Origin of the sequence: Opitutus sp. (assembly GCA_024998815.1) — a bacterium.
Lineage (GTDB): Bacteria > Verrucomicrobiota > Verrucomicrobiia > Opitutales > Opitutaceae > Rariglobus.
The window spans coordinates 1,458,112-1,483,491 of sequence record JACEUQ010000001.1 but is presented as its reverse complement, the minus strand read 5'-3'; the positions used below and the strand labels follow the sequence as shown (position 1 = coordinate 1,483,491).

At 56.7% G+C, this 25,380-nt stretch carries 22 protein-coding genes and 1 pseudogene; 5 read left to right on the top strand and 18 right to left on the bottom strand.

Annotated features, from left to right (window positions below):
* Positions 1 to 147 precede the first annotated feature (147 nt).
* The 3 genes from H2170_06410 to H2170_06400 all read left to right on the top strand — a co-directional run bounded on the left by H2170_06410 (position 148) and on the right by H2170_06400 (position 2,884).
* Entirely contained in the window at positions 148 to 1,236 is a 1,089-nt protein-coding gene (locus H2170_06410) for an IS630 family transposase (protein MCS6299719.1), read from the top strand.
* 135 nt (positions 1,237 to 1,371) lie between these two features.
* Positions 1,372 to 2,367, top strand: a complete 996-nt coding sequence (locus H2170_06405; protein MCS6299718.1) for a hypothetical protein — start codon at positions 1,372 to 1,374, stop codon at positions 2,365 to 2,367.
* Entirely contained in the window at positions 2,270 to 2,884 is a 615-nt protein-coding gene (locus H2170_06400; GenBank protein ID MCS6299717.1) for a hypothetical protein, read from the top strand. Before H2170_06405 ends, H2170_06400 begins: the two co-directional genes overlap by 98 nt.
* Before the next feature lie 552 nt (positions 2,885 to 3,436).
* On the opposite strand, the gene H2170_06395 is transcribed toward H2170_06400, so the two are convergent.
* From H2170_06395 to H2170_06335, 13 genes and pseudogenes are all read right to left on the bottom strand, one after another.
* A complete protein-coding gene (locus H2170_06395; GenBank protein ID MCS6299716.1) occupies positions 3,437 to 4,534 on the bottom strand; it encodes a prepilin-type N-terminal cleavage/methylation domain-containing protein in 1,098 nt (365 codons plus the stop codon).
* Positions 4,535 to 4,538: 4 nt separating this feature from the next.
* Entirely contained in the window at positions 4,539 to 5,030 is a 492-nt protein-coding gene (locus tag H2170_06390; GenBank protein ID MCS6299715.1) for a prepilin-type N-terminal cleavage/methylation domain-containing protein, read from the bottom strand.
* Between the two features lie 5 nt (positions 5,031 to 5,035).
* Positions 5,036 to 5,755 (bottom strand): prepilin-type N-terminal cleavage/methylation domain-containing protein, encoded by a 720-nt coding sequence (locus tag H2170_06385; GenBank protein MCS6299714.1) that lies wholly within the window; start codon positions 5,753 to 5,755, stop codon positions 5,036 to 5,038.
* A gap of 21 nt (positions 5,756 to 5,776) precedes the next feature.
* Positions 5,777 to 6,421: a prepilin-type N-terminal cleavage/methylation domain-containing protein gene (locus H2170_06380; GenBank protein MCS6299713.1), complete on the bottom strand. Its 645-nt coding sequence runs from the start codon at positions 6,419 to 6,421 to the stop codon at positions 5,777 to 5,779.
* A 553-nt stretch (positions 6,422 to 6,974) separates the two neighbouring features.
* Positions 6,975 to 7,100, bottom strand: a pseudogene (locus H2170_06375) (prepilin-type N-terminal cleavage/methylation domain-containing protein).
* Positions 7,101 to 7,578: 478 nt separating this feature from the next.
* On the bottom strand, positions 7,579 to 8,022 hold the full coding sequence (locus H2170_06370; GenBank protein MCS6299712.1) for a response regulator: 444 nt from the start codon (positions 8,020 to 8,022) through the stop codon (positions 7,579 to 7,581).
* Between the two features lie 292 nt (positions 8,023 to 8,314).
* Entirely contained in the window at positions 8,315 to 9,415 is a 1,101-nt protein-coding gene (locus tag H2170_06365; protein ID MCS6299711.1) for an STAS domain-containing protein, read from the bottom strand.
* A complete protein-coding gene (locus H2170_06360) occupies positions 9,415 to 10,152 on the bottom strand; it encodes a sugar transferase (protein MCS6299710.1) in 738 nt (245 codons plus the stop codon). Before H2170_06360 ends, H2170_06365 begins: the two co-directional genes overlap by 1 nt.
* A gap of 569 nt (positions 10,153 to 10,721) precedes the next feature.
* Complete coding sequence (locus H2170_06355; protein ID MCS6299709.1) at positions 10,722 to 11,930, bottom strand: glycosyltransferase family 4 protein; 1,209 nt, start codon at positions 11,928 to 11,930, stop codon at positions 10,722 to 10,724.
* Between the two features lie 356 nt (positions 11,931 to 12,286).
* Positions 12,287 to 12,520 carry a sugar transferase gene (locus H2170_06350; GenBank protein MCS6299708.1) on the bottom strand — a complete coding sequence of 78 codons (234 nt, stop codon included), beginning with the start codon at positions 12,518 to 12,520 and terminating at the stop codon, positions 12,287 to 12,289.
* Between the two features lie 186 nt (positions 12,521 to 12,706).
* On the bottom strand, positions 12,707 to 14,200 hold the full coding sequence (locus H2170_06345; GenBank protein ID MCS6299707.1) for a hypothetical protein: 1,494 nt from the start codon (positions 14,198 to 14,200) through the stop codon (positions 12,707 to 12,709).
* Positions 14,201 to 14,285: 85 nt separating this feature from the next.
* The gene (locus H2170_06340) at positions 14,286 to 15,035 is read right to left on the bottom strand and encodes a sugar transferase (protein MCS6299706.1); all 750 of its coding nucleotides are present in this window, start codon (positions 15,033 to 15,035) and stop codon (positions 14,286 to 14,288) included.
* 71 nt (positions 15,036 to 15,106) lie between these two features.
* A complete protein-coding gene (locus H2170_06335) occupies positions 15,107 to 15,505 on the bottom strand; it encodes a hypothetical protein (GenBank protein MCS6299705.1) in 399 nt (132 codons plus the stop codon).
* 756 nt (positions 15,506 to 16,261) lie between these two features.
* Here H2170_06335 and H2170_06330 point away from each other — a divergent pair.
* Positions 16,262 to 17,845, top strand: a complete 1,584-nt coding sequence (locus H2170_06330) for a transposase (GenBank protein MCS6299704.1) — start codon at positions 16,262 to 16,264, stop codon at positions 17,843 to 17,845.
* 371 nt (positions 17,846 to 18,216) lie between these two features.
* Here the strand turns inward: H2170_06330 and H2170_06325 are convergent, their stop codons facing one another.
* The 5 genes from H2170_06325 to tatC form a co-directional block, all read right to left on the bottom strand.
* Positions 18,217 to 18,984: an ATP-binding protein gene (locus tag H2170_06325; protein ID MCS6299703.1), complete on the bottom strand. Its 768-nt coding sequence runs from the start codon at positions 18,982 to 18,984 to the stop codon at positions 18,217 to 18,219.
* Entirely contained in the window at positions 18,981 to 20,447 is a 1,467-nt protein-coding gene (locus H2170_06320) for an IS21 family transposase (GenBank protein ID MCS6299702.1), read from the bottom strand. The genes H2170_06325 and H2170_06320 overlap by 4 nt, the downstream gene beginning before the upstream one ends.
* On the bottom strand, positions 20,444 to 20,803 hold the full coding sequence (locus H2170_06315) for a hypothetical protein (protein MCS6299701.1): 360 nt from the start codon (positions 20,801 to 20,803) through the stop codon (positions 20,444 to 20,446). The genes H2170_06320 and H2170_06315 overlap by 4 nt, the downstream gene beginning before the upstream one ends.
* Before the next feature lie 591 nt (positions 20,804 to 21,394).
* Complete coding sequence (locus tag H2170_06310; GenBank protein MCS6299700.1) at positions 21,395 to 22,648, bottom strand: ISL3 family transposase; 1,254 nt, start codon at positions 22,646 to 22,648, stop codon at positions 21,395 to 21,397.
* 414 nt (positions 22,649 to 23,062) lie between these two features.
* Positions 23,063 to 24,061 carry a twin-arginine translocase subunit TatC gene (gene tatC, locus H2170_06305; GenBank protein ID MCS6299699.1) on the bottom strand — a complete coding sequence of 333 codons (999 nt, stop codon included), beginning with the start codon at positions 24,059 to 24,061 and terminating at the stop codon, positions 23,063 to 23,065.
* A 384-nt stretch (positions 24,062 to 24,445) separates the two neighbouring features.
* Between tatC and H2170_06300 the strand changes: the two genes are divergently transcribed.
* A complete protein-coding gene (locus tag H2170_06300; GenBank protein MCS6299698.1) occupies positions 24,446 to 25,228 on the top strand; it encodes a type III pantothenate kinase in 783 nt (260 codons plus the stop codon).
* Positions 25,229 to 25,380 lie beyond the last annotated feature (152 nt).

Below are 25,380 nucleotides of genomic sequence, written 5' to 3'. Positions count from 1 at the left end.
TAAACTTAAATCACATAAGTTGTTTTTACTAGAAAAAACCAAAAACCTTTTCGAGGAGGCTCTAGCTCGTGCGCGGAGGATCCTCTATTATACCGTTTATTTAGCTAAACAGGTCTATTGGAATGATTGCTGCTTTAGGGGAAACCAATGAAACCGAAAATCAAGTTGGTGGATGAGCAGGGGCGAAAAGAGGTGAAGGCGCTGTTGGCCGGGGAGGAGCAGGCAGGATTGCCAAAGGCCAGGTTGATGGCCGTGAGGTTGGCGTTTACTGGACAGCATAGCCTGGAGGAGATTGCGGAGTTGACGGGGATGGTACGCAGTCGGGTGATCGAGTGGATCGGACGTTTCCGCAAAGAGGGAGTACAGGGGCTCAAGAATAAGCCCAGAGGGGGCGCGAAGGCGGGTAGCACCCAAGTGACCCCGAGCGCTGAATCCGGGTTGATCGAAGGGCTCAAAGAGGGCCGATGGAAGCGGGCCGAAGAAGTCCAACGTTGGGCGAAGAGCCAGGGGGTGAACTTGTCACGGCCCGGGGTGTATGGATGGCTGCGGCGGGTGGGGGCGAAGCTGAAGTTGCCGCGCAAAAGTCACGCGAAAAAGGATCCTGCCAAAGCCGATGCGTTCAAGCGGGAGTTGGACACTCGCCTAGCCGCGCTGGGTTTACCAAAAGGAACGAAGGTAAGGGTTTGGGTGGCCGACGAACACCGCTACGGACTGATCAGTGTCTTGCGCCGCGTGTGGACTTTAAGGGGGCACCGCCCCACTGCGCCTTACCGCACTCGTTACCAATGGGGCTATCTTTACTCCGCGCTCGAGGTAGCCGGCGATGGTTTGGCCGAAGCCATGTTCGCCGATGGAGTAAGTCTGGACATGAGCCACGCCTTTCTTCGCCAAATCAGCACCCGTGATCCCGAAGCAGTCCACGTCATCATCTGGGATCAGGCTGGTTTCCACCAGAACACCGACACCTCGCTCGATCAACTGCCCCCGAACGTACGCATTATCTCGCTGCCTCCCTATAGCCCTGAACTTAACCCGGTCGAAAAACTTGGTGATCTGATCAAGGACCGCATCGGCAACATTCTTTACGACACCCTTGGCGACATCGAAGCGGCCATCAGCGAGAAACTCCATCCCATCTGGCACGGTCCAGAGCGCGTTCGAAAATTGATCGGCGAGGGTTGGCTTCTCGCTAAAACAAACTGTTCCTTCAAACGCTATAGACCCGTTTTGGCATAGAAATAGTATTAGCGCTAATTAGAGCCTGTCCCGAAAGCATAAAAACCTAGCAGTGAACTATTAGCATAAGTTTAATGATGCCTAAAGAGGGGTAATTCCCTGGTTTTGGTCAAAAAAAAGCCGCTATAATCGGCCATGAAGTCAAAACCCGTATCCGCCACCTCGGCCATTGCCCTGCAACGCTGGTTGCGTCCGGCGCTAACGCCAGTCGGTGCCAATAAAGATTACGCCGAGTTTCGCCAGCAATTGGAAGGACTCGACGCGTTGTTGCGTGGCAGCCACTTGGAGACGATGGCGATGGACTTTGCCAAGGCGGGGGCAGGCCAAGCCAGTGTCGCACAACTACGCCAGCGTATGGAGTTTGCGCTCAAAGCGTTACGCTTTGAAGTGTTGCGGGTGCATTTGGGCAACATATCCTTTCGCGAGCTTTCCCGTAGCATTGCCTCAAGTGATTTACTGGCGGATTTTTGCGGTGTTCGCACGCTTGAGGGAATCAAGGGGGCGTCCAAAAGTGTGCTGGAGCGGGCCTCGAAGTTTTTCACCGCCGAACAGGTGCGCTGGATGGGGCAAGTGTTGGTGGAGATGTGCGGCGAGAAGGATCGCGCCACTGAACTCGGGTTGAGCGCGCCGCTGGACATGGATGTTTGCCTCATCGACGGCACGTGCTTGGAGACCAACATCCACTTCCCGGTGGACTGGGTGCTGTTGCGTGATGTGTCCAAGACTTTGCTCAAGGCCATGATTTTAATCCGCCGCGCTGGACTGCTCCACCGTATGCCTGAAGAGCCGGAGTGCTTTGCCAAGCAGATGAACAAGTTGTGCATGTCAATGACCCACGCAGGCCGCCGCAACGACGCCAAGCGCGCGCGTAAACAGATCCTGCGCAAGATGAAGACGCTGTTACGCACGATCGGAGAACATGCCCGCCGCCACCGCGACCTGTTGGCGCAGAAGTATAGCCAAACCCATTACAGCCAACGCCAAACCAAGCGGATAACCACCCGCATCGACGCTATGCACCCGCATCGACGCTATGCTCGGCCAACTGCCCGCCGTCATCAAGCAGGCCCACGAGCGCATCATCGGCGGACGCCCGGTGCCCAACGACCAAAAGATCCTCAGCGTGCATGAACTTGATGTGAACGTACTGGTTCGCGGCAAAGCAGGGAGCCAAGTCGAGTTTGGCAACTCGTTGCTGTTGAGCGAGGCGCTCTCCGGTTTAATCACCGACTGGCAACTCTACCAGGGCGCGGCTCCGGCAGAATGGTGCCAACTCGAGGAAAGCCTGGCGCGGCAGAACCGCTTTGACCTGAGTGCGCCGATTAGCGCGGTCGGCACCGACCGCGGCTTCGCCACCAAAAAAACTTCCGCAATGCTCAAGCAACAAGACGTTTACGATGCGGTATGCCCGCGTGATCCGCACGCGCTCAAGGAGCGTTTGAGCGAAAAACGCTTCGCCCAATTGCAGCGGCGCCGTTCGGCGACCGAAGCGCGCATTGCGATCCTCAAACAACGCCTCGGCGGACGCTTGCGCTGTAAAGGGTTTGCCAACCGCTACCGTTCGGTGGGTTGGAGTGTACTCGGTCACAACCTCTGGCTGGTGTCACGAATCCTTGCCGAGGAAATAACACTTCCGCTGGCCGCTTAATTCAATTTTCCGGCAAAAATGTGAATAACCCTGGGGCTCGCCCCGGCTTTGCCGTACCTTACTACCGCGCTTGGGGGCGGGAAAAATCGATTCGGGCCGCCGTTTAACGTCGCTGGGGTGATTCGTGCCACCTCGTTCGCCCGCAATCCCAATGGACCTCTGCGCACTTTTTAAAAATCCGGAAATTTGGGACAGGCTCTAATTAGCGTACATTAGCGGTTAAAGCCGGATAGATCCTATTCTTCCGTGTATTCCGTGTGTTCCGTGTGTTCCGTGGGCAACAAAACGGCAGCGGTTATCCGGATCCTATATCAGTGACAATCAGTGCCCATGAGTGGTTACCGGATCGATCCGACTTTTCGTGTCATTTCGTGTATTCCGTGAGCAAAAATTCTGTAGCTCGTGCTCGGAGGATCCTCCATTAGCGCCAATTAGCGTACATTAGCGGTTAAAATCGTATTGATCTGCCTTTCGTATCATTTCGTGTGTTTCGTGGGCAAAAAAAAGGGGCCCCAAATGGAGCCCCGTTTTCGAAACTGCGAACAATAAAAACTAAAGCCCAGCCGAGTTGAGCTCAACCCGCCGGGTAAACACCTTCGAGTTTTTGATAGCAATGTCCCACCAATCCCCGGTGATCCGCCCATTCTCCAAATTATCAATCTGCAGCACCCCTTCGTCGGTCAAAACGCGCATGAATACCTCAACAACAATCGGTATCCCATAGTCGTATGCAATCGCACCGCTGGTCGGTGCTGGTGTCGGCACGGGGGCAGGTACAGTAGCAGACGGAATAGTCGCGGCAAACCCCAGCTTTGCCGTAGTCAACGGAAACGCCAACTGTACAGAATACTTCGATGTGTTCCGTGTATACATACGAACACCGAAATCAATTACATTATTGGCAATGACTAAACGGCGATCATTCGCAGCCGTTTCAGGCCTACGAATAATTCCGGCTCCTTTAATCGTGGTCGAAACGGAGGTTTCGGTGACCGGAGCGATACTGTTATATGCCGTTGCAAATAAATCATAGCCGGCAGAAAAAGAATTTTCCGAACTGACCTCTGCGCGGAACAGTTGATAACGATATTCCAAACTTCCGAATACAACGGGTGCACGAATAATCTGATATGACACTGCGCGTGGCGCCGACACATGGGTGTCGGTCGTGCTCCCACCGCTGGTATCCGCCGTATTGGTGTCTGTAATGGACGTAAAAAAACGTAGCCAAGTTCCAGCCTGACCAAAACGATACCCCTCAACATCGGGCGGAATGGACCCACTCATGGTTGGAATACTTAGTGAATCCGCCGCCGCCGGTTTAATCGTTCCGGTCGCAGCCCAACTGGCATCGTTCGCCATACCTGCATCACCACCAAGAGTTTGATTCTGCTGAATGCTTGCCGCCAGCCAGGCGTTGCCATCTTTCTTGATCACCGCGCCCTGCAAATCGCGGGCGATCATATCCAAAACCAAGCGGGCTTGGTTTCCGGAGGTGAGCGAACCGGAGGATTTGTTCCACCCCCCCATGACGTTGAGCGTGATGGTCAACATCAAGCTCACCAGCAACGCGGTCACCCCGATGGCGACCATCAACTCAACCAGAGTAAACCCCTTCCGCCCTGTAGATTTAAAATCGATGGTAGGCATAGTATTAACGGGTGACTGCCGCAGGAACGATCAGGCTGCTTTTCTGGCTGTCCGCTACCACCGCACCAACCCCATCAGCCGTTGGAGTGTAGGCAGGCCACTTTAAAGTAATGGTAAAGGCGAGAAAACCAGCTGTAGCATCAGCAGCAGTTGATGGCGATAGATCCGTGTTACGCGTTAACGTAAATTCGAAAAACTTATCGTTATTTGAAAATGTAGCCAAGTTAGCATCCCCGATCACATTCGCACCTTTATTGGCGTAATACTTAGTGCCGGCATCGACGATTGCTTGCGTCCCAGTAAAACCCTGCTCTTTCAAATACGACTGAATCGCCGCCACCGCACGGGTGGAGCCATCAGAATCGGCCACAGCGGCCACATTTTTGGTGGTGGGCGCAAACAAACCAATGATGCCCACAATTGCCACGGCGAAAATGCCCACCGATACCACCACTTCTACCAAAGAAAAACCCGATTTACGTTTATTCTGTTTCATATAAATTAGTTATCTAAAGTTGCTGTGTCATTGATCAAAGTGGCGACCCCGTAGGTGCTAACCACAAAACCACGAATCGCGCTGACATTATCCAACTCCCACGCGGTCGGTCCGGTCTGGCGGCCAGCCGCCACTAAAAGTCGGCCGCCCGTAACCTTAATTCCAGAGTTTGTTGCAGTTGTACTGGTGGCATCTAATACGCTGCCGAGAGAAGTAAGCCGGAGTGACTGAAAATAAGTCCCCGCAGGCACAAGAATGCCAAGTCCAGATGTACCACCTGTAACAGTTCCAGTGTTAACAAAAAGGGAGCGACGTTTGGTATCGCTATTATTGAGCAGTGATAAGGTTGCGTTCGCCACGGAAGTTACAGGAGGAACAACATAAATTCCCTCTGGCAACACAACCTCGCCGCCGACCTCTTGCCATGTAGTGGCCCCTGAAGCAGTCTGCACCACTACTCTCACCGAACGCAAAAAATTATCTCTGGCCGGGTCAGCTTGTACCAACATCATTGCATCCACTTGATTGAGTGCGGACTGGCCTCGGGCCGACGATAGGAGGCTGACCAAAACACTTTGAGCGGAGCGTAGTCCCGAACCGGGGTTCTTGTTCTTCATCGCCACGCCCAAACCACCCGCCAACAGGCCGATCAGGCCGATCACCACCAACAACTCAATCAAGGTAAAAGCCGAAGACCGGCATCGTACTGCGTTATGCGTTTTCATTTTTATATAAACCCGCGTTGATTACCAACTGGTGACGATATCTTTTTCGTTCGTCCCCTTACCTGCCGAATAAAAAATCACACCAGCACGTACACCCACAGCAGGATCGAAGTTTGCGGATATTGTTGGTAGAATGGAAACACCGTCGATGTTTTTAACTGCCTGCAGCGACAACACAGGACTATCAGCCACCCCACCAGAAGGAGTCACATTATTGATAATTCCGTCACCATTGGTGTCAGTAAATACAGCAAATTCGGTATTACCAAAAGCATCCACTAACTTTCCCGTGCTATCCACATCGGCGCTCGCAGGTGAATAAAAGGAGAGCTTGCGCGTATTACCGTAAAGATTGGCGGCTGGTGTAATCGCAGTCCCCAAGTAATCTTTGCCGGTCAAGGCAGCAAAGAAACTTGTCGCAACAACCAATTTAGTCGATGAACCGGTTGGTGTGGTCGACCCAATCGCCGGATAATAGCCGTAATCGCTCTTAAACAAATCCATGGCGAGCGACCACTGACTGAACATCGCCTTGGTCTTGGCCTTGTTGGCAGACGTCTTCACCCCGCCCGCCGCAGGAATGATGATCGCGGCCAGAATACCGATAATCGCAATGACGGTCAAAAGCTCAATGAGCGTAAAACCACTCCGGCTATATTTATTCATGTAAACTGGATTCATTGTATTATTTATTAGCGTAAATATCATTATCTCCGTAAGTGGTATTAGGCGTCACAACTCCGGCCGTTGTTACCGTTGGTGCCGTATCCACGCCCGTTGGTGCATCATCCATCCCGACTGAAAGTAAGACATAAGACGGGGTCGTGTTCCATTGGGCCGAAGTGCCCGTTTTGTAATAATACAAATAACGATTCCCCCAAGGATCAACAAACGCGTTGGCCACAGTATTCGCCCCTGATGCCGGCATAGTTGTCGGAGACTGTAATACGAATCGGGCCAAGTCCACGTAGGCCTTGCCGTCGATTTTGGTTTCGGCCGGTAATGGCCCCCGCTTACCGGTTAGCGCGTTAAATAGAATACCTTGGGCGTCCGTGGCCGAAGCTGTCGTTGACGACAGAGAAGCGTTCGTAGCGCCACCCGTCTGCGGGTAGTCGCCGTACTGCAGTTTATACATTTCCAGCGCCTGCGAGAGGGCGGCGAGCTCGGCCTTCGCCAGGCCAACTGCGGAGCGCTCCTTGACGCCTTTCACCACGTTAAGGCTGATGGCGGACAAGATCGCGATGATCGAGATCACGGTCAGCAATTCAATTAGGGTAAACGCTCGTGCAGGTGCCTGATGCTTAAGGCGGGCCTCACGCACGGGGGGTCGTGCTCGGGTAAACATAGGGGGAAACGCCCGATGGAACGCATCCGCATCGGCCTCTTCAACGCAAAACTGTCAAAAATTCGAGAAATTAAGGGTTTTCACCCCTTCCAATGGCGAGCAGGCGGGAACCTTCGATTTTACGGATAGAATTCTGAGGTAGTGCGGTGCTTTAGCCCGCAGGTTTACAACGAATTCACTCCTGCAATTACTGATGCAGGCTGAAGCACCGCGCTACTTCCGAATCCGACGCTTTGAATAGCGCCTTCGCGGTTAAATCGATTAAGGGCCGCCTTTTCGTGTCATTTCGCGTGTTTCGTGGGCAATAATGAGCTGGGAGCTAAGAGCTATGAGCTGGAAGCTTCGATCTTAAACTCGTCATTGTCTTGCTCCGTGGCCGCTGTGTCTGGTCTCAGGCTCGGCTCTGTGATACCAATCCGTATTCCTCTACCGACTTCGCGCCCCTTCGCGCACTTCGCGGTTAAACACTCAGCGGCGATCAGTTGGTGGCGCCCACTGCTCCTGCGGATTTCACCGCGTCATGGAGTTTGGCCGCATCAGCGACCACCGTGACCAACTCCATCACCGCGACCGGTTTTAGCAGGTAGCGGAAAAGCGCCGCCTCGTTCACGCTCCGCAGCAGCATTTCGGGCTTCATGTACCCGGTCACCAACACGCGCTGCATGTACGGGTACTCCTCACGGGCCCGCACCAGAAAACTCATCCCGTTACCACCGGGCATGAGATGATCCGCGACGACCACCTTGAATTTTTTCTTGCGCAAAATGAATTCGGCCTCGCGGGCGGAAGTCGCCGTGGTCACCTCGAAGCGAGTACCGAGAGCCTCGGCAAAAACCTCAAGCAGAGGAACCTCGTCATCGACCACCAAAACGGCGTCAAGGGCGGGATCCGACGCAGGAGAAAGGGCTTCAGCACGGCTCATAGGGTAATGGATGAAAAACTGCCCGTCAGCGTGCTCAACGCAAACTCAAAGACGGCCCGCGAACCCAGCCTCGCATTCTATTCCTCGTGGCCTTGAGCGTGAACTTACACGGAGGTCGTCCCTCCCAGCTCATAGCTCCCAGCTCTCAGCTCCAAGCTCTCAGCTCATAGCTCCCAGCTCCCATATCTCAGCTCCCAGCTCATAGCTCCCAGCTCATAGCTCCCAGCTCTCAGCTCTCAGCTCCCAGCTCATAGCTCCCAGCTCTCAGCTCCCAGCTCTCAGCTCCCAGCTCTCAGCTCCCCGCTCCTACCCCGTCGATGTCGAAAAACTCGTACAGCTGCGTCAATTTGAGTAACTGCTGAATCGGCGGCCGGGGATGCAGCAGGCGCAACCGGATTCCCAATGCACTGGTGATGCGATGCAGGCTGCACAAGGTGGCCAAACCACAGCTGTCCATGAAGTGCGTGCTGGTGAGATCGACCTCAATCAGTGAAGCCGCCGTGGTCAGCGTTTCACGAATGGCATCCATAAACGGCGTTGAGTTCACCGCACTCAACTCACCGAGCTGGGAGATGTGAAGCCGGTTGCCGTCGGTCTTAATTTTCATGGCCCCCCGGCCAACCGCGGGGCGCTGGGCGCAGAGCGGACCGCGCAGCGAGCTCAGCCAGCACGCATCCGGAACCCGCAGGCTCGAATTGTTCGTCCAGTCGATCAACGTGTGCCGGCTGGCAATCGAGTTCTCGATCTTGATCTGCGCGCCAACGAAGGTGGCCGCACCAATGATGCTTTGAGTGACGTGCGCCCCCTCCCCCACGATGGCCCCCGGCTCGATAATCGCCCCAGGCCCGATTACCGCGTCACGGTTGATCGCCACATGGTCGCCCAGCCAACACGGTGGCAGGAAACGCGCCGAATCGCTGATGCGCGCGCGCAGCCCCACCCACACCCCAGGCTCGATCTCACACTGCCCGATCCGATCGTCCGTTTGCGCCCGGGGTATCCACTCGTACAGCTCATTAAACCACGCGGCATAGCTCTCGAAGAGCAGACGCCCCGGCCGGCCGGGCAAGTGGTCCAATTGCACGATGAACTCGGGTCGATCCTTCCAGTGCGCGCAATAATTCGCGGCGGCCTGGGCGGGGCTCGACTCATGGGATTCAGATTCCACGACAATGTGAACTCCCCAGCGGGAGCCGTCCCCCACCAGCGCAGCGATTTGCTCAGGGCGGTCGGCAGCACGAATTCGAATATCGGTCACGCTGCGCCCCACCAGGTACTCGATCCAGTATTCAACCAGGCATTTTCCCAACATTGGCGCGGTTGCCAACGGAGTGGCTTCGGCCAGTAACGCAACGGCCGGGCGCGGACCAGGGCAAATGAGCAGGGCGTTCATTAGTACGCGCCGCCGCCAAAAATGACGGCAGGAAGGGTTTTCGCCAGGATTCGCAGGTCCTGCCAAAGGCTCTGGGTTTCGATGTACCGCACGTCGAGTTCGACCTGCTGGGGAAAGTCGATCTCCGCTCGCCCACTGACTTGCCAAATGCACGTGATGCCGGGTGCCGCAGCCAAACGCCGCCGGTCAGCCAAGGTGTAGCGGGTGACTTCGCGGGGAATCGGCGGGCGCGGCCCAACCAGCGACATGTCGCCGTTCAACACATTGAAAAACTGGGGCAGTTCATCCAGCGACAACTTCCTCAGCCAGCGCCCCACGCAGGTAATCCGCGGGTCGTTTTTGAGCTTAAAAGTCACCCCGTGGCTGTGGTGATTGGCTGCGAGCAGGCCTTGCAGGCGCGCCTCGGCATCCAGGTGCATGGAGCGGAATTTATAGATTTTAAACAACCGCCCGTGGCGGCCGACGCGCGTCTGGGTGAAAATCGTCGGCCCGCGGTCCTCGCAACGAATTGCGATGATAATGAACACAAAAAGGGGGCTGAGCAAAATCAAGGCGGCCAGGCTACCGACGAGATCTAGGACTCGTTTAATGCAAGCCCCACTATTCAGGGCGTAGCGCCAGGCGAGACGCTGCCCGCGCAGGCGAGTCAACAGCCACCAACGTCCCCGGGCCGATTCAAACGAGGCGAGGTGATCAAAGTGGCGCTGCTGGCGTAAAAGTTTGGTATGAGTGGTCATGGGAGTTCGGGATTTTTTTGGGTTTAGGCAGCCCCGGCGATTCGCCTGAGTCGGAGGTCGGAAGAAGCAGGAAAGTAACGGTTCGAGAAGTAGCGCAGACTTCCAGTCTGCTTAACGGTTCGAGAAGTAGCGCAGACTTCCAGTCTGCTCAGGGTTACAGGGCCGAGATTGAATCAAAGCAGACTGGAAGTCTGCGCTACTTCCCGCGCCTTCGATTTGTTACTTAGTTCCTCGACCGTTCGATTAGGTAGGTAAATGCGAAACCAAGATGCCGGATTTTTAACCGCGAAGACGAACCAGAGACTCGCGAAGGGGATAAATTCAATTGGATAACAACTATTTAAGTTATTCTTCGCGCAACTTCGCGAGCCTTCGCGGTTAAATCAATTGGGGGCCGCGTTTTTGTGTCATGTTGTGTTTTTTGTGGCAAATGGATCGGGCGGGCGCCCCCGATCCCGCAGCGGAGTCACCAGAAGCAATGAAGCATTGGTTTGATTAGCGGAATTTCGCGTTCATTCGCGGTTAAAACGGCTCGTTGGTAGCTCGTTGAATGCGGACTAGGTTTTTCGTCAGTTCGATTCAATCAGATCAGGACGCGCATGCGCGGTGCGGGCGAGCAGACCCTCGAGATCACGAATGTAGCTTGCGAAGCTGAAGCGCCGCTCGGACAACTCGCGGCCATTTTCCCCCAGCGTTCGCGCCAATTTTTTATTGCGCAGCAGCACCTCGATGCGGCCGGCATACTGCTGGCGATCCATCCAAGGCACAAGGTAGCCCGTCTCGCCATCGATAAGCCATTCGCCGATCCCGCCGGAATCGAAACCCACCACAGGCAGACCGCAGCGCATGGCCTCCAGCCCCACCGCACCAAACGGCTCGGGCCAAACCGAACTGACCACCGCGACACTGGCGTTGCGGTGATAAATCTTCAGTTCGGCCTGGGGCACAAATCCCGTAAAATGCACCCGGTGGCTCAGCCCGAGGCGTCGGCTCAGCCGCTCGCAGTAAGCCCTGTGGCTGCCATCACCGATGATGACCGCCTCGAAGTGGGTGGTGATTTTGGCCAAAGATTCGAGCAGGACATCGACCCCCTTGCCGCGGATGATTTGGCCCGAATAAACCACTAGGTTACGGGAATCAAAGGAGCTTTCGAAGGTACCGCCGGTAGGGCGAGGCACGGGTGCGTGAACCGAAATTTGATCAGACTGGAAGCCATTGTTCACCAATTCACCCTTCATGTAGCGACTGGCGACGACCAAGGCGGCGAGTTTATGATTCAGCTCGATTTCCTGGCGCTTGGCCGAATAACTGCCCCATTTAAGTGGCAGGCCCGGGCCGTGGTTACGCGTGATGCAGGCACCGCAGGGGAAAACGCACCAGCCCGATGTCGCCCGGGTGCAAATGCTTCGGTTGAGCGGATTATAGCGGTAGCTGCGCATGCAGATCAGGTCGTGATCATGAATCATGCGCACCACGGGCACGGGGTTTTCGACCAGCGCGGCCATCAAAACCGGGTCGCCCATTTTATGCAGAAAAATAACGTCGGGCTTGAACTGGCGAAGAGCGAGCGAGAGGGCCGCCCCTCCGCTGCTGGCCGTGTCGTACTGAAAGCGAGAGGGAAACGTCTGCAACCAGGCGGACTCCTCCTTGCCGGTGCCGGGGCCGTGCAGCAGCCCGGTTTCATGACCGTGATTAAGAAACGCTTCCGCGGTGGCCAAGATGTTGACTTCGGCGCCGCCGAGTGCGCCAAAGCGCTCGTGGACAAAAAGAATTTTCACAGTTTGGGGGCTCCTTGGAGGGGTTGGGGGATAGGACTAACTTGGCCCCCACTGTAGCGCCCATTGACTGTCAAAGTGAGTGGGTCTTGACCCAAAAGGGAGCCAGCTACGACCTCCCTTGCCCCGGTACTCAAAGTGTGCAGCACCTCCAACCGCCGGTCCCCACCCTATGGCAGTCACCTTCGAGTTGTAGGATGTGCCGGCACTGTAAAATGAACGAAATACTTCGAGCCTCTTTTAGCCGCGAAAGAACGCAGAGATCGCATAGAAAAACAGTGCTTGTTCTTTGCGCTCTCTGCGTTCTTTTGCGGCTAAACTGCATTGGTTTAATCCGACACTTTAAATGTTACTGCCTACTAATAAGCTGCCTCCGGCGGCTTAACCACCTGCAATGCCGTGCGTAGCACGATATGCAAATCCAACCCCAGCGACCACTCGCTCACATACACCAAATCCCAGTGCACCCGCCGATGTAGTTTTTCCGGCTCGGTGATTTCGCCCCGGTAACCGTTGACTTGGGCCAAACCGGTGATGCCCGGCTTGACCAGTGCGCGCACCCGGTACGCATTGCTAATTAGAGCCTGTCCCAAATTTCCGGATTTTTAAAAAGTGCGCAGAGGTCCATTGGGATTGCGGGCGAACGAGGTGGCACGAATCACCCCAGCGACGTTAAACGGCGGCCCGAATCGATTTTTCCCGCCCCCAAGCGCGGTAGTAAGGTACGGCAAAGCCGGGGCGAGCCCCAGGGTTATTCACATTTTTGCCGGAAAATTGAATTAAGCGGCCAGCGGAAGTGTTATTTCCTCGGCAAGGATTCGTGACACCAGCCAGAGGTTGTGACCGAGTACACTCCAACCCACCGAACGGTAGCGGTTGGCAAACCCTTTACAGCGCAAGCGTCCGCCGAGGCGTTGTTTGAGGATCGCAATGCGCGCTTCGGTCGCCGAACGGCGCCGCTGCAATTGGGCGAAGCGTTTTTCGCTCAAACGCTCCTTGAGCGCGTGCGGATCACGCGGGCATACCGCATCGTAAACGTCTTGTTGCTTGAGCATTGCGGAAGTTTTTTTGGTGGCGAAGCCGCGGTCGGTGCCGACCGCGCTAATCGGCGCACTCAGGTCAAAGCGGTTCTGCCGCGCCAGGCTTTCCTCGAGTTGGCACCATTCTGCCGGAGCCGCGCCCTGGTAGAGTTGCCAGTCGGTGATTAAACCGGAGAGCGCCTCGCTCAACAGCAACGAGTTGCCAAACTCGACTTGGCTCCCTGCTTTGCCGCGAACCAGTACGTTCACATCAAGTTCATGCACGCTGAGGATCTTTTGGTCGTTGGGCACCGGGCGTCCGCCGATGATGCGCTCGTGGGCCTGCTTGATGACGGCGGGCAGTTGGCCGAGCATAGCGTCGATGCGGGTGGTTATCCGCTTGGTTTGGCGTTGGCTGTAATGGGTTTGGCTATACTTCTGCGCCAACAGGTCGCGGTGGCGGCGGGCATGTTCTCCGATCGTGCGTAACAGCGTCTTCATCTTGCGCAGGATCTGTTTACGCGCGCGCTTGGCGTCGTTGCGGCGGCCTGCGTGGGTCATTGACATGCACAACTTGTTCATCTGCTTGGCAAAGCACTCCGGCTCTTCAGGCATACGGTGGAGCAGTCCAGCGCGGCGGATTAAAATCATGGCCTTGAGCAAAGTCTTGGACACATCACGCAACAGCACCCAGTCCACCGGGAAGTGGATGTTGGTCTCCAAGCACGTGCCGTCGATGAGGCAAACATCCATGTCCAGCGGCGCGCTCAACCCGAGTTCAGTGGCGCGATCCTTCTCGCCGCACATCTCCACCAACACTTGCCCCATCCAGCGCACCTGTTCGGCGGTGAAAAACTTCGAGGCCCGCTCCAGCACACTTTTGGACGCCCCCTTGATTCCCTCAAGCGTGCGAACACCGCAAAAATCCGCCAGTAAATCACTTGAGGCAATGCTACGGGAAAGCTCGCGAAAGGATATGTTGCCCAAATGCACCCGCAACACTTCAAAGCGTAACGCTTTGAGCGCAAACTCCATACGCTGGCGTAGTTGTGCGACACTGGCTTGGCCTGCCCCCGCCTTGGCAAAGTCCATCGCCATCGTCTCCAAGTGGCTGCCACGCAACAACGCGTCGAGTCCTTCCAATTGCTGGCGAAACTCGGCGTAATCTTTATTGGCACCGACTGGCGTTAGCGCCGGACGCAACCAGCGTTGCAGGGCAATGGCCGAGGTGGCGGATACGGGTTTTGACTTCATGGCCGATTATAGCGGCTTTTTTTTGACCAAAACCAGGGAATTACCCCTCTTTAGGCATCATTAAACTTATGCTAATAGTTCACTGCTAGGTTTTTATGCTTTCGGGACAGGCTCTAATTAAACTAAACTCGGTGTCGTGTTGCGGCAGGTGAGGCCGTGGCCCCACCACACTCATCTCCCCAAAAAGCACGTTCACAAACTGCGGGAATTCATCCAAACTGCTTTTACGCAAAAAACGCCCCAGCGGATAAATCCGGTTATCGTTGGCCGTTGCTTGCTGGTTCACATTCCGGTTCGACACATACATCGAACGGAATTTGAGCATATTAAACTCAGTGCGGTTTTTCCCCCCACGCGGCCGCACAAAAAACAACGGCCCCGGCGCCTGAATGCACTGCACCGCCCAAACGAACAAACACAGCGGCGGCAACACCAGCAGCACCACGGGTAACGAAATCGCAATATCCATCAAGCGCTTCGTCGCCCGATTGATCGGATCCTCCAGCGGCTCCTCTTTGAGCGACAAAAAATCCCGCCCCCCTTCCTTAATTGGTATCAGCGGACGCGCGAAGCGGGACTGCAAGTCATTGTGAATCAAGAACCGACACCCCTCCGCCTCACAGTCCTCAATAATCCGCTCCAAGGCCTCGGTATCCGCCATCCACTTCAACAAAACCACTTGGCGCACCTTCGCGCTGCGGATCACCTCGCGCAATTGGTCCACTTTGCCCAAATAGGGCGCAATAGCGGCGTCGGCCCGCGTCGGGGGCTCATCCGACACCAATCCGACCGAGCGAATGCCCAAATGCCCGCGGTTGCTGATCCAATCATCCAAGTCAAACTAGTCACGCCCACTGCCGATAAACAACGTAGGCATCTGCGAGGAACTCCCGAAAAACCAGCTGGCTAGTTTCGCCGGAAACGCCCGGTGCAGCTGTGCAAGATAAACGCCCAAAAAAAGTAGGTAGGAACCAAAAAAAGTCGGCTAATGGCATGGTCCTTAAGGACAAACATCAATCCGAAGAGGCAGGCCGAGACATGTAACACCTGCCGTAGCGCCAGGCTAATCCCACCAAACCGCCCCATCAGATGCAGGTTGTAGCCGCGTTTACGCAGCCCACTCATACTGATCAACATGCCCACGAAAACTGCCACACAGTAGGGGACTAAACGTTCCGGCGGGGAAAGGTGGATCCAGGGCAAATACCCGACCAGCCCTGAGTAAACCAACAAAAAGAACACCGCGATCAATGCCGCAATAACTGCGTAGGCATTAACCAAGCCCTGTTGACGATTTGCGATCATGATTTCTATTTAGGGGCGCATTCACTCAACCACTTGAGCCCCACTCATGAAAGGAAAAAATGAATTTTTCCGCCCTGCCCCGTTCCAGCCCTCAGGCCACCCGAGCACCGCCGACTCGTAACGCGGGCGAAAAAGTAGCGCAGACTTCCAGTCTGCTCAAGGTTATGGAACGGGCGGCGCGTAAAAGCAGACTGGACGCTGCTCTCTTTTTCGCGCCCGACCCCCTATTCCCCGGCCGACCGACGTCGAAGTCGTCCGTGTGTGCCGCGGGAAATCACTCCGTCATTCGTGGCCACATACCAGCAGCTGAATGCGTTTAGCCTCAAATCCCAAGGGCGAGACGCCCGTGCCACGTCGAGCGTTTCCGAGCGTGGCCTGGGCGTCTCGCCCATGTCGGGGAAAAGTCTAAAGTGTTTCTGTCGTTAGTATCAGGTGGCGTTGAAGTGGGGTGTTTAAGATGAAGCTATCCCTAATGCAGGATATGACTGCTCGCTACCCGCTACTCACCACTGATTTATTGCCCACGGAACACACCGAATACACGGAAGAAACAAACCTTTTTCAAACCGCTAGTTTTACAGGTGAAGCAAATTAATGTATTCGCTTACCGCCATACACTCCAATTCTTCCGTGCAGACCATCTATCCCGTGGGCAACCACGCCTAGCATGAGCCTCCTCGAAAAGGTTTTTGGTTTTTTCTAGTAAAAACAACTTATGTGATTTAAGTTTACTGTAAAAGTGCCGTATTATACTGCATGAAAACAGGAAACAAAATAAGTAGCGGCGTTAAATTATCAAGTAACGAATCGATCGTTTATCCCTCCGGCGACTTCTTTTCAACCCCGGCGCGCAGTGATTTTGGTGATTTCTTACTGCAATTACAGCGCTTTTGGCGGTCCCACCCCGAAATCGAAGTGGCCATGACCGCCGATCTCGACGCCCACGCCATGGCGGAAAAGCGCGAACGGCGGAAGGACCGGGAGTTCGAACTGGCGCAGACCGAGGCGTTGTTCGCCGTGCCGGCGTCAGGCACGGCGGAAAAAACGCAAGCCGAGTTCCTCGCCGCAGGGCGTCCGCGCACCCCCGCTGTTGTGGTTTTTATCACGGCCATGGCCACCGGTTACTTGGGGTCGCAATACAGTGCCTGCCCCCGGATGGTGCTGCTTGAATCGGCATCGTTGCGCACCTTGCTCGATGATTTGGGGTACACGCTGCCTGCACCTAATACCGTTGGCCCCCTGATAAATCGCCTGAGTGAGAGTACTCTCGCCCTGATCCACCGGGCCCAATTGGCCGATATTTTGGCCGAAGGGCTCGATTCGTTTACCGATATCACCCTGGACAGCACGGCGATCAAGGCATCCAGTTGCTGGCCAACAGACTCCGGTATCATTTACCGCCTCTTTGAGCGAGCCTACCGCATGGGCGGCAAGCTCGACCAGGTCGGGCTTAACTCGCTGCAGGATGGCTTCAAAGACCACTGGCTGGAGGAGTTGCGAAAGAGCGCCCGCGCCATCGCCCTGCTGGGTGGTGGTCCCCGCCGAGCCCAAAAACTCCGGCTGCTCTACGACCAGTTTTACCAAATCGCCTGCAAGTTGGGCGGCAAGTTGCTCACCCAAGTAGAAGCCGCAGAGGCCGAAGCAAATGTTAAACTGTCCAAGCTGCGGCCCTCCAAGCGCCGGATCGCGGAAGACCTACTGGACTGCATCCACGGGGACGTGGTCGCGGTGATTACGACGATCCAGCAAAGCATTGCGCGGGTGCATGATGGGGTGAAGACCAAGTCGAGGGAAAGGGTCCTCAGCCTGGCCGATCGCAGTGCTGCTTTTATTGAAAAAGGCGGGCGGGAACCGGTGATTGGCTACAAGCCGCAATTGGCCCGCAGCCGCGGCGGTTTTGTCACCGCGCTGATTCTCGACGCGGGCAACGTGGCTGATTGCAAGCAACTGGTGCCCCTGCTGATCCAGAATATCGCCAACACGGGCCTGGTGCCGGCGAGCGCGAACGTCGACGACGGCTACTCCAGCGCCGAAGGGCTGGCGCAGGCATACGAGCTGAAGGTGGCCAAGGTGAGCATCTCCGGCGCCAAGGGGCGCGCCTTGCTCGGCGAGGAACTGTGGAACCACCAGGATTATATCACGCTTCGCGCCGAGCGCAGCGCGATCGAGTCGCTGATGTTTACGCTCAAGTTCAACCACGGGTTCGGCCGGCCGGGTCGTCGCGGGTTGGCGGCGGTGCGCAGCGAACTGACCCTGAAGATCCTCGCGCACAACTTTGACCGGATGATTTTGGTGCGCGCGAGAAGGTCTCAGGAAAAGCCGCTGCCCTTGGCGGCCTGAGTCGCTTCGCTCGTCGCGGCTAACCCAAATCGGTTCAATTAGTTCGGTGCAAAAGCCCCGGAGCGAACCGCCGTGGACTTCGCCGTTGGAAAAGCGACCTTGGTGATGGGGCCGGGGCTGTTTTTAGGCCGCCGCCCCTTCGTGAACACGTAAACCGAGTTCGTTCAGGGCTGTTTGCGCCCCCAGTGGCCGGCCGGGGCGGGAATACGCCCGTTGCGAAAGGCTTTTCGAGGAGGCTCGAGCTACAGAATTATTGCCCACGAAATACACTGTGAGCGGCGGCGCGAACACCGTCTATTTCTGGCGGTTACAAAATCACCTGTCGTAAAAGCCGATGACCGGCCCCGCCAGGGGCCGATCATCAGGCCCGGTCAGCTTGCAGGTTCGTCGGCCAGGCGGTCTTTCATGCGGTAGGATTTGCCCTCGATGACGACGGTCTGGGCCCGGTGCAGTAGGCGGTCCAGGATCGCCGCGGTGATGCCAGCGTCGTTGTTAAAGATCCCTGCCCAGTGTTTGTAGGCCTTGTTGGTGGTGACGATCAGCGAGCCGCGTTCGTAGCGTTGGCTGACGATCTGGAAGAGCAGGTCGGCCCCCGACTTGTCGAGCGGCAGGTAGCCGACCTCATCGAGCACGAGCACCGCAGGGGTCATGTAACGCTTCAACTCGGCTTGCAACCGGTGCAGGGACTGGGCGGTGACCAGGGCGTTGATCGCGTCCACCGCCGTCGTAAACAGCACCGTGTAGCCCGCCTGGCACGCCGCGTAGCCCAACGCGCTCGCGAGATGTGTCTTCCCAAGCCCCACACCACCGCAAAACACCGCGTTGGTGCGCTCCTTGACAAAGCCCAGTTCGAAGAGGTGCCGCACCTGCGCTTCGTTCAACTCCTTGGGCCAGTCCCACTGGAACTGGTCGACGGTTTTCTTGACCGGGAAGCGCGCTGCCTGGATGCGCCGCTCCAGCGCCCGGATCTGGCGGTCCTGGGTCTCGGCCTGCACCAGTCGGCGTAAAAATTCGGCGTGCGAACAGCGCGCCTTGGCCGCCTCGGCCGTGAGTTCGCCGTGGTGGCGCAGCAGGTAACCGAGTTTCAGGTACTTGAGTTGATCTTTTAATAAATCGGTTTTTTCGGGTTCTGTTTTCATTGGGTATAGGGGCTTAAATCCGGGGGACGCAGTTCGAGTTCCAGTGCGGCCAACGCGTCGGCGCGGGTGAGGTGGATCGGCCCGGCTTGCGGCAAGGCCCGCGCGCGTTGTTCGAGCAAGTTGAGGATGTAATCGCTGGAGTAGGCGCCGAGTTCATGGGCGCTTTCGATCGCCCGGCCGACTGCCTCCGTTCCATACAGGGCCACCAAACCCACGATAGTCGCCAGGTGGTGTCCCGCGTTGAGCCGGCGCTCCTCCAGCCCCCGTTGGTAGGCGGGTGCCGCCGGGCTCAGTTCCAAAAACCGTAGCCGCAGGCGCTGCCGCGCCCCCTGCCGTTTGCGCTCCTCGAGTTCGCGCACATGCTCGGGGTTTTCCACATCGGCGCGGCGGGCAAAACTGCGGGCATGCTCGGCCACCAGGGTGCGGTCCGCATAAAACCTCACCTGCGCCCCCTCGATCTGCGCGGTGAGTAGCGCCCCGGCAAACTTCGTGGGCACCGAGTAGCGGTTCGTTTCGATACTCACCCGGCACCGCCGCGACGCCCGCACGCTTAAGGTGCGCACCGCCGGACTGGCCACCGGGTTAAGCGGCAGGAGCGCAGCGCGCTCCTCGGGCAGCCGGTCCACCGGCCGGCCCTGGGTTTCAGCGTGAACGCGCACGTTGGCCACCGTTTCCAGCCACAAGCTGGCGGCCGGCCCCAGCTCGGTAAACCCGTTCATCTGCCGCCCGCCAAGGAAGCTTTTTTTCACGTAACCCACCGCGTTTTCCACCATGCCCTTGGACTGCGGATGCCCCGGCCCGCACGCTTTTATCGTAAACCCGTAGTGCCGGGCAAAGTCCAGGTACTGGGCGTTGTACACCGGGTCGGTCCCGGGCACATGCGAGAGGACGGCCGTCTTGCAGTTGTCCACCATCACCTCGCGCGGCACCCCGCCGAGTTTTTCAAAGGCGCGCCGGTGACAGCCCAGCCACCACTCCTGGCCCTGCCCGAGGGTAAATTCCACATGCAGGAACCGGCTGTACCCCAAAACCATGACGAAAAAACTTAAAGCCCGCCGGGTGCCGTCCACCTCCACCGCGCCAAAACTGCCCCAGTCCACCTGCGCGGTCTGGCCGGGGGCAAACTTGAGGGTAAGAAACGCCTCCAGGTTCCTCGGCCGCACCCGCCGCACGTAGTCTTTCAAAATTGAATACCCGCCCGTGTACCCCCGCTCGCGCACCTTTTGCCAGAGCTGCATGGCGGTGAACGGATGGGCCTCCAGCCAGCGCGCGATCGCCGGCTTGTGCACGTCGAGCTTGCTTGGCCTAGGCACCTGCGCGGCCTGGCTGCGCACGTACTTTTCCTGCGCCTGCCAGCGCCTCACCGTCTGCACGTGCAACTGGAGCGAGCGGGCGATTTGCGGCGCACTGTGACCGGCCGCCTCCGCCTGTTTTATCCGGCAATACAGTTCGTAATCGATCACGCGCCCACCTCCCGGCTCGGCGGCGGCGTTGCCGCCAGCGTGTGCGTTGGCCTGCCCCGGTCCAAGGAGAGCACCTGGTAAAGTGGCGCGGCGTAGGCGATCACCCCGGCCTCGATTAACTGCCGGCGCGCCTCGACCAGGCCGTCCTCGCTGAGCGTGAGCAGCCGGGCCAGGGTGCGCGTGGCGTAGTAACTCAGCCCGTCGGCGTCGCCCACGGTGACCAGGACCAGATAGAGGCCCCAGGCGGGGGCACTGGCCCGCCCCAGGTAATTGCCCCGCACCAGCCGGTGGTCCAGCCAGCTAAACTGGGCCGGCGTGCGCCGGAGTTGTTCGCGATCGATCGGTTGTTTTTGCATAATCGGGCGGCTGGACGTCGATGCCCAGGATCACCCGCCCCCGGGATTGCAGGTGTCGCAGCATGGGTTCGAGGTCCTCTTGTAACGTCACTCCGGCGAACTGCGCGATAAGCCCCACGAGCACAGGGTTTTGCGACTCCCATCTGTCTTGTAACGGCACGCAGGGATTCGGTAACGCCACCTCGGCGACCGGCTCGGCTTTAGGCTGGTGCACAACGGATTGCGTAGTTGGGATGTCTTGTAACGCCACCCGCCGTCGCGGCCCCCTCCGCCTTGAGTACCCCGGATTGGCCTTCCGCCACTCCTGCACCCGTTGGACATTTTCTGGGCCTTTCCAGTGGTCGAGGTTCTCCGGCTTCGCCAACCATTTGGCCTGACTGGCCGCCCGGCTCGCCCGTCGGCATCCCGGCTTCCCGCAGTAGCGCTGACGCTCGCGGTTATGCGCGTCGGGCAGAAAGAAATCGACACAGTGCAAACACTTGCGTGAACCGGTTGGATGCATCGCTGTGCATCCGCCAAGCGTCCCGCCGGTTCAATCTCCACCCATTCGCACCCCTCATATCCCCAGCCGGACAGGGAAGAAAAGGTTCTTCACGGAATACTGTGGGTTAGGGCTGGGGGGAAATTAGGCTCGAGGTCGAGTTTACCACAAAAGAAAAGAATACGGGTGCGATAGTTTTCGAACTTACGGAAGCCACGAGCATCGGCTTTAATTGCTTGGATTTTTGAATTAAAACCCTCGGTGAGTGCATTCGAAATACGGTGCTTAAAGTAAGTCAGTAATCCGGCCAGATGGGCTTTTAGTGACTTTGCTACTTTTTTGACTCTGGGCAGGCGGCTACTCATAACCGAGCGATACCACAGCTGGAAGAAAGTATTACCCGCATCGGCGTTGGGTTGTCCCCAAAACTCGACCAGCTGCTCTTTATAAGCCCATGCCTTGGCCGTACGAAGATTGGACTCCAGCAGCGCCTCGAAGTGCTCTTTGCGGTCATCAGGAACGATGCCATGCAGCCAAAGAAAGCGAGTGCGTTTTAAGATGTCATCGCCTTTGGCAGCGAGTTCAGCGGCCTCATCCCGGCGGGTATGATCGACCGCCTCGTTCATAGGCTTTGAAACATGAAAGCGGTCGTGAACGATGTCAGCGTTGGGCGCGGCCTGGTGGGTGGCGGCGATGAAGGATGCACCCATGTCCATCGCGACGGCTTCAATCCCGTCAATTTGCTCCTTTGATAATGATGCCCAAAGCTTTAACCCACTCCCTGTATCCCGGCCTGGAACCACGTCCAGTACCCGCCGACCGGTGAGATCGGTCATCAATGAAACGTAGCTTTGACCGCGCAAAAAACTCTTTTCGTCTAAGCCAACTCGGGTGATGCCGTCGAGGTTTCGCCGCGCCAAGCCTCGCTCAACAGCCTGATCGATTATACGTTGTACACTATCCCAATGAAGTCCCAGCAACTCGGCGGCTTGGCTTAGCGATCGGCTAGAGGCGATCACGGCCACGGCAAAGCTTTCAAAAAGCGAGGTGAACCGCGAGCCTGGTTCGGCCCACGGCACGTGCATCGTTTTAACACCATGCTCCTCGCAATCGCAGCGGGGCACCGCGCACCGCAGTTCGAGTCGATATTGCATCACATCACGGTGACGCCAACTCCGCTCCTTCATTCGGTCGTAAATAGGCATCAACTGACCGCACACTGGGCACGGCACCTTGGCCCCGTCTGGCCATCGTAACCAGACCGTCACGTTTAGTCCGAGAATGTCTTCCTCCACTTTGGTTACTTCCCACGGTTCCGGCAGCAACAGCAACCGCCGGTAATGTTCATGTGCGCTTATGCTCATCTTTACTTTTTAGCTGCTTTTATGCCCGAACCCACAACAAAACGGGAAGAACCGAAGAAAACCCACCCACGGAAGAAGAGTATTACTCTTTTTAAGGGGAAGAAGATCCACCGAAGAAGAAGTGCATTCCTAACCGCCAGAAATAGACGCTTTCCCGCTCGCCGCTCACAAATACACTAAATGCTACGAAAATTCGGATCGAGCCGTTAACCACTCATGTGCAGTGATTGTTACTTATGGCGGATCTGGCGAATTCTGATGCCTTGTGTTATTAGCGACTATTAGTGTTCATTAGTGGTTCAAACGGATTGGTTCTTCCGTGTATTCCGTGTGTTCCGTGGTCCAATAGGCTGTAGATCGACAGACTTAGTTTCGTGTCATTTCGTGTGTTTCGTGGGCAATGACTCAGCCAGATCAGATGTCGATGTCGCCGGCCAGGCGCGCGGCTTTGCGTTTTTTCCAGTCCCAATACCAGGCGATCCAGATGGAGATTTCGTAGAGTATATAGAGCGGGACTGCCATCGATATCTGGGTGATCACTTCGGGGGTGGTGAGCAGGGCGCCCAAGATCAGGGAGAGGACCACCACATGGCGGCGATACTTGCCGAGTTGGTGGTGGGTCAGGACCCCGATTTTCACCAATATTAAGACGATGACCGGGAATTGAAATCCCAGCCCCATGCCGAGGAGGAAGTGGGTGACGAACTTGATGTATTCGTCGGCCCGCCAAGTGTAGGCATCGAAGCCCATGAGCTGCGAGTATTCAATGGACGCGCGTAGGGCGATCGGTAGGAGCAGGAAATAGGTTAATGAAATGCCAGCTAAAAACAGCAGCGTGCCCCAGCCGACCCATTGAAAGATGATTTTTTTTTCGTTCAGGTTGAAGGCGGGGAAAATAAACGAGCCCATGAAGTAGGCCCAAAACGGGCAGGAGAGGATTAGCCCGCCATAAATCGAGATACGAAAGGCCAGAAAAAAGCCTTCGGCTGGGCCAAAGTTGTGGAGTTTTACCCGCGTTGTTTCGGTGCTGATGGGGGTTTGGGTGTCCAACTCAAGCGTGGCGACTTGTTTGCCGTCGATCACGGCGGAGCCGACGTTAAATACCACCTGGGGCGCAGTTCCTTCAGGTAGTCCTTTGAATTGTTCGGGGGCGACGGTGTAGGGGCCCATTTTGGCGTCACCGATTTGAAAGGTGACCGTCGGCTTGGGCTTCTCGAACATGTTCATGTGCCGAATCGGGTACTCTAGGATATTCATCAGTTTGTCGCTGATGAAGAGGCAGAGGAAGAGGGCGATGCAAACGGCTATCGCAGAGCGGATCAAGGCCTTGCGAAGGTCGTCAAGGTGTGCCCAGAAGGTCTTTCTGTCACCCGCAGCGGGGGATTCGTCGTCATCTAAGGAAGGTTGGGACATGGCGATTTTTATCAGGAAGCCTGATTGGGCGGAGAAAATCGAGCGCTTTAAGCGGGAGGTAGGCGGATGGCACCCGATCCGTTGGCCACAAAAATCACGAGATGACACAAAAACGAGCCAGCACGGACGTGACTGATGGGGGGACCGGATGATGTGGCCGCGAAAGAACGCAAGGAGCGCAAAGATCAAACCCTGTATTTCTATGCGTTCTCTGCGTTCTTTCGCGGCTAAACTGCCTTGGTTTTATCCGACACTTTAAATGTTACTACCGAGTAGACCGTGCGGCCTATTTCCGCGCCCAATCCTTTAACAAGCCTTTCAGGTTTTGGCTCTAAGCGCTTGCACCGGTGCGCTTCGGCATTGGACAGTGTTGGTTTTCCATTCATGGCGCTTCTCTGCATCGACATTGGTAATACCCACACGCACTTCGGGGTGGTCGGCGACGACGACACCACCACCGACTTGGGCGTGGTTAACACCGCTACTCTCGAAGATCCCGCCACCGGTCTTCCGCAGGTGATCAACGCGCTCGCTCGCAACTGCCCGCTCCTTGTCGGCGTCGCGTTCTGCTCGGTGGTGCCGGCCGCCAACCCGCGCTTGCGTGCCGTGTTGGCCGCCCATTCGGCTTTGCCGGTTTTTCAGCTCACGCACGAGTGTCGGCTTGGCGTGCCCATTACCTACCCCAATCCCGCAGAAATCGGCCAGGATCGGCTGGCCAATGCCGCCGCCGCCCATGCCTTTGGGGGCAGTCCAGCGGTGGTGATCGATTCGGGCACGGCGGTGACTTTTGACGTGATCACGCAGCTCGGGGGCTACGAAGGCGGGATTATCGCGCCGGGCTTGGAGGTCACGCGGCGCTACTTACACGAGCGTACCGCGCAACTGCCGTTGCTCGACGACTCGCTGGAAATCACCGGCATGATCGGCAAATCCACCACCGAGGCCATGCGCATCGGCACCGTGGTGGGTTTCCCGGGCCTGATTCAGGCGCTGCTCGACGGGGTGCTCGCGGAGCTGGCCTGCCGGGGGGAAATGGGGCCGTATCTGTTTATCACCGGGGGCAACGCAAGTTTCTTGGAATCGCGCCTGCGCCAAACAGTGCGGGTTGTCCCCGATTTGACGTTGCTCGGCCTCGCTACAGCATATCGCTTGAATTCAATGATTTAAACTCATGATATGGCCTATTTTAAGGCGGAATTAATCGATCCGTTGGCCACAAAAATCACTACATGACACAAAAAATGAGCGAACTCAGCTTGGGGTAACGAACCGATGATTTAGCCGCAAAAAAGCGCAGAAGTCGCAAAGGTAACCAACGC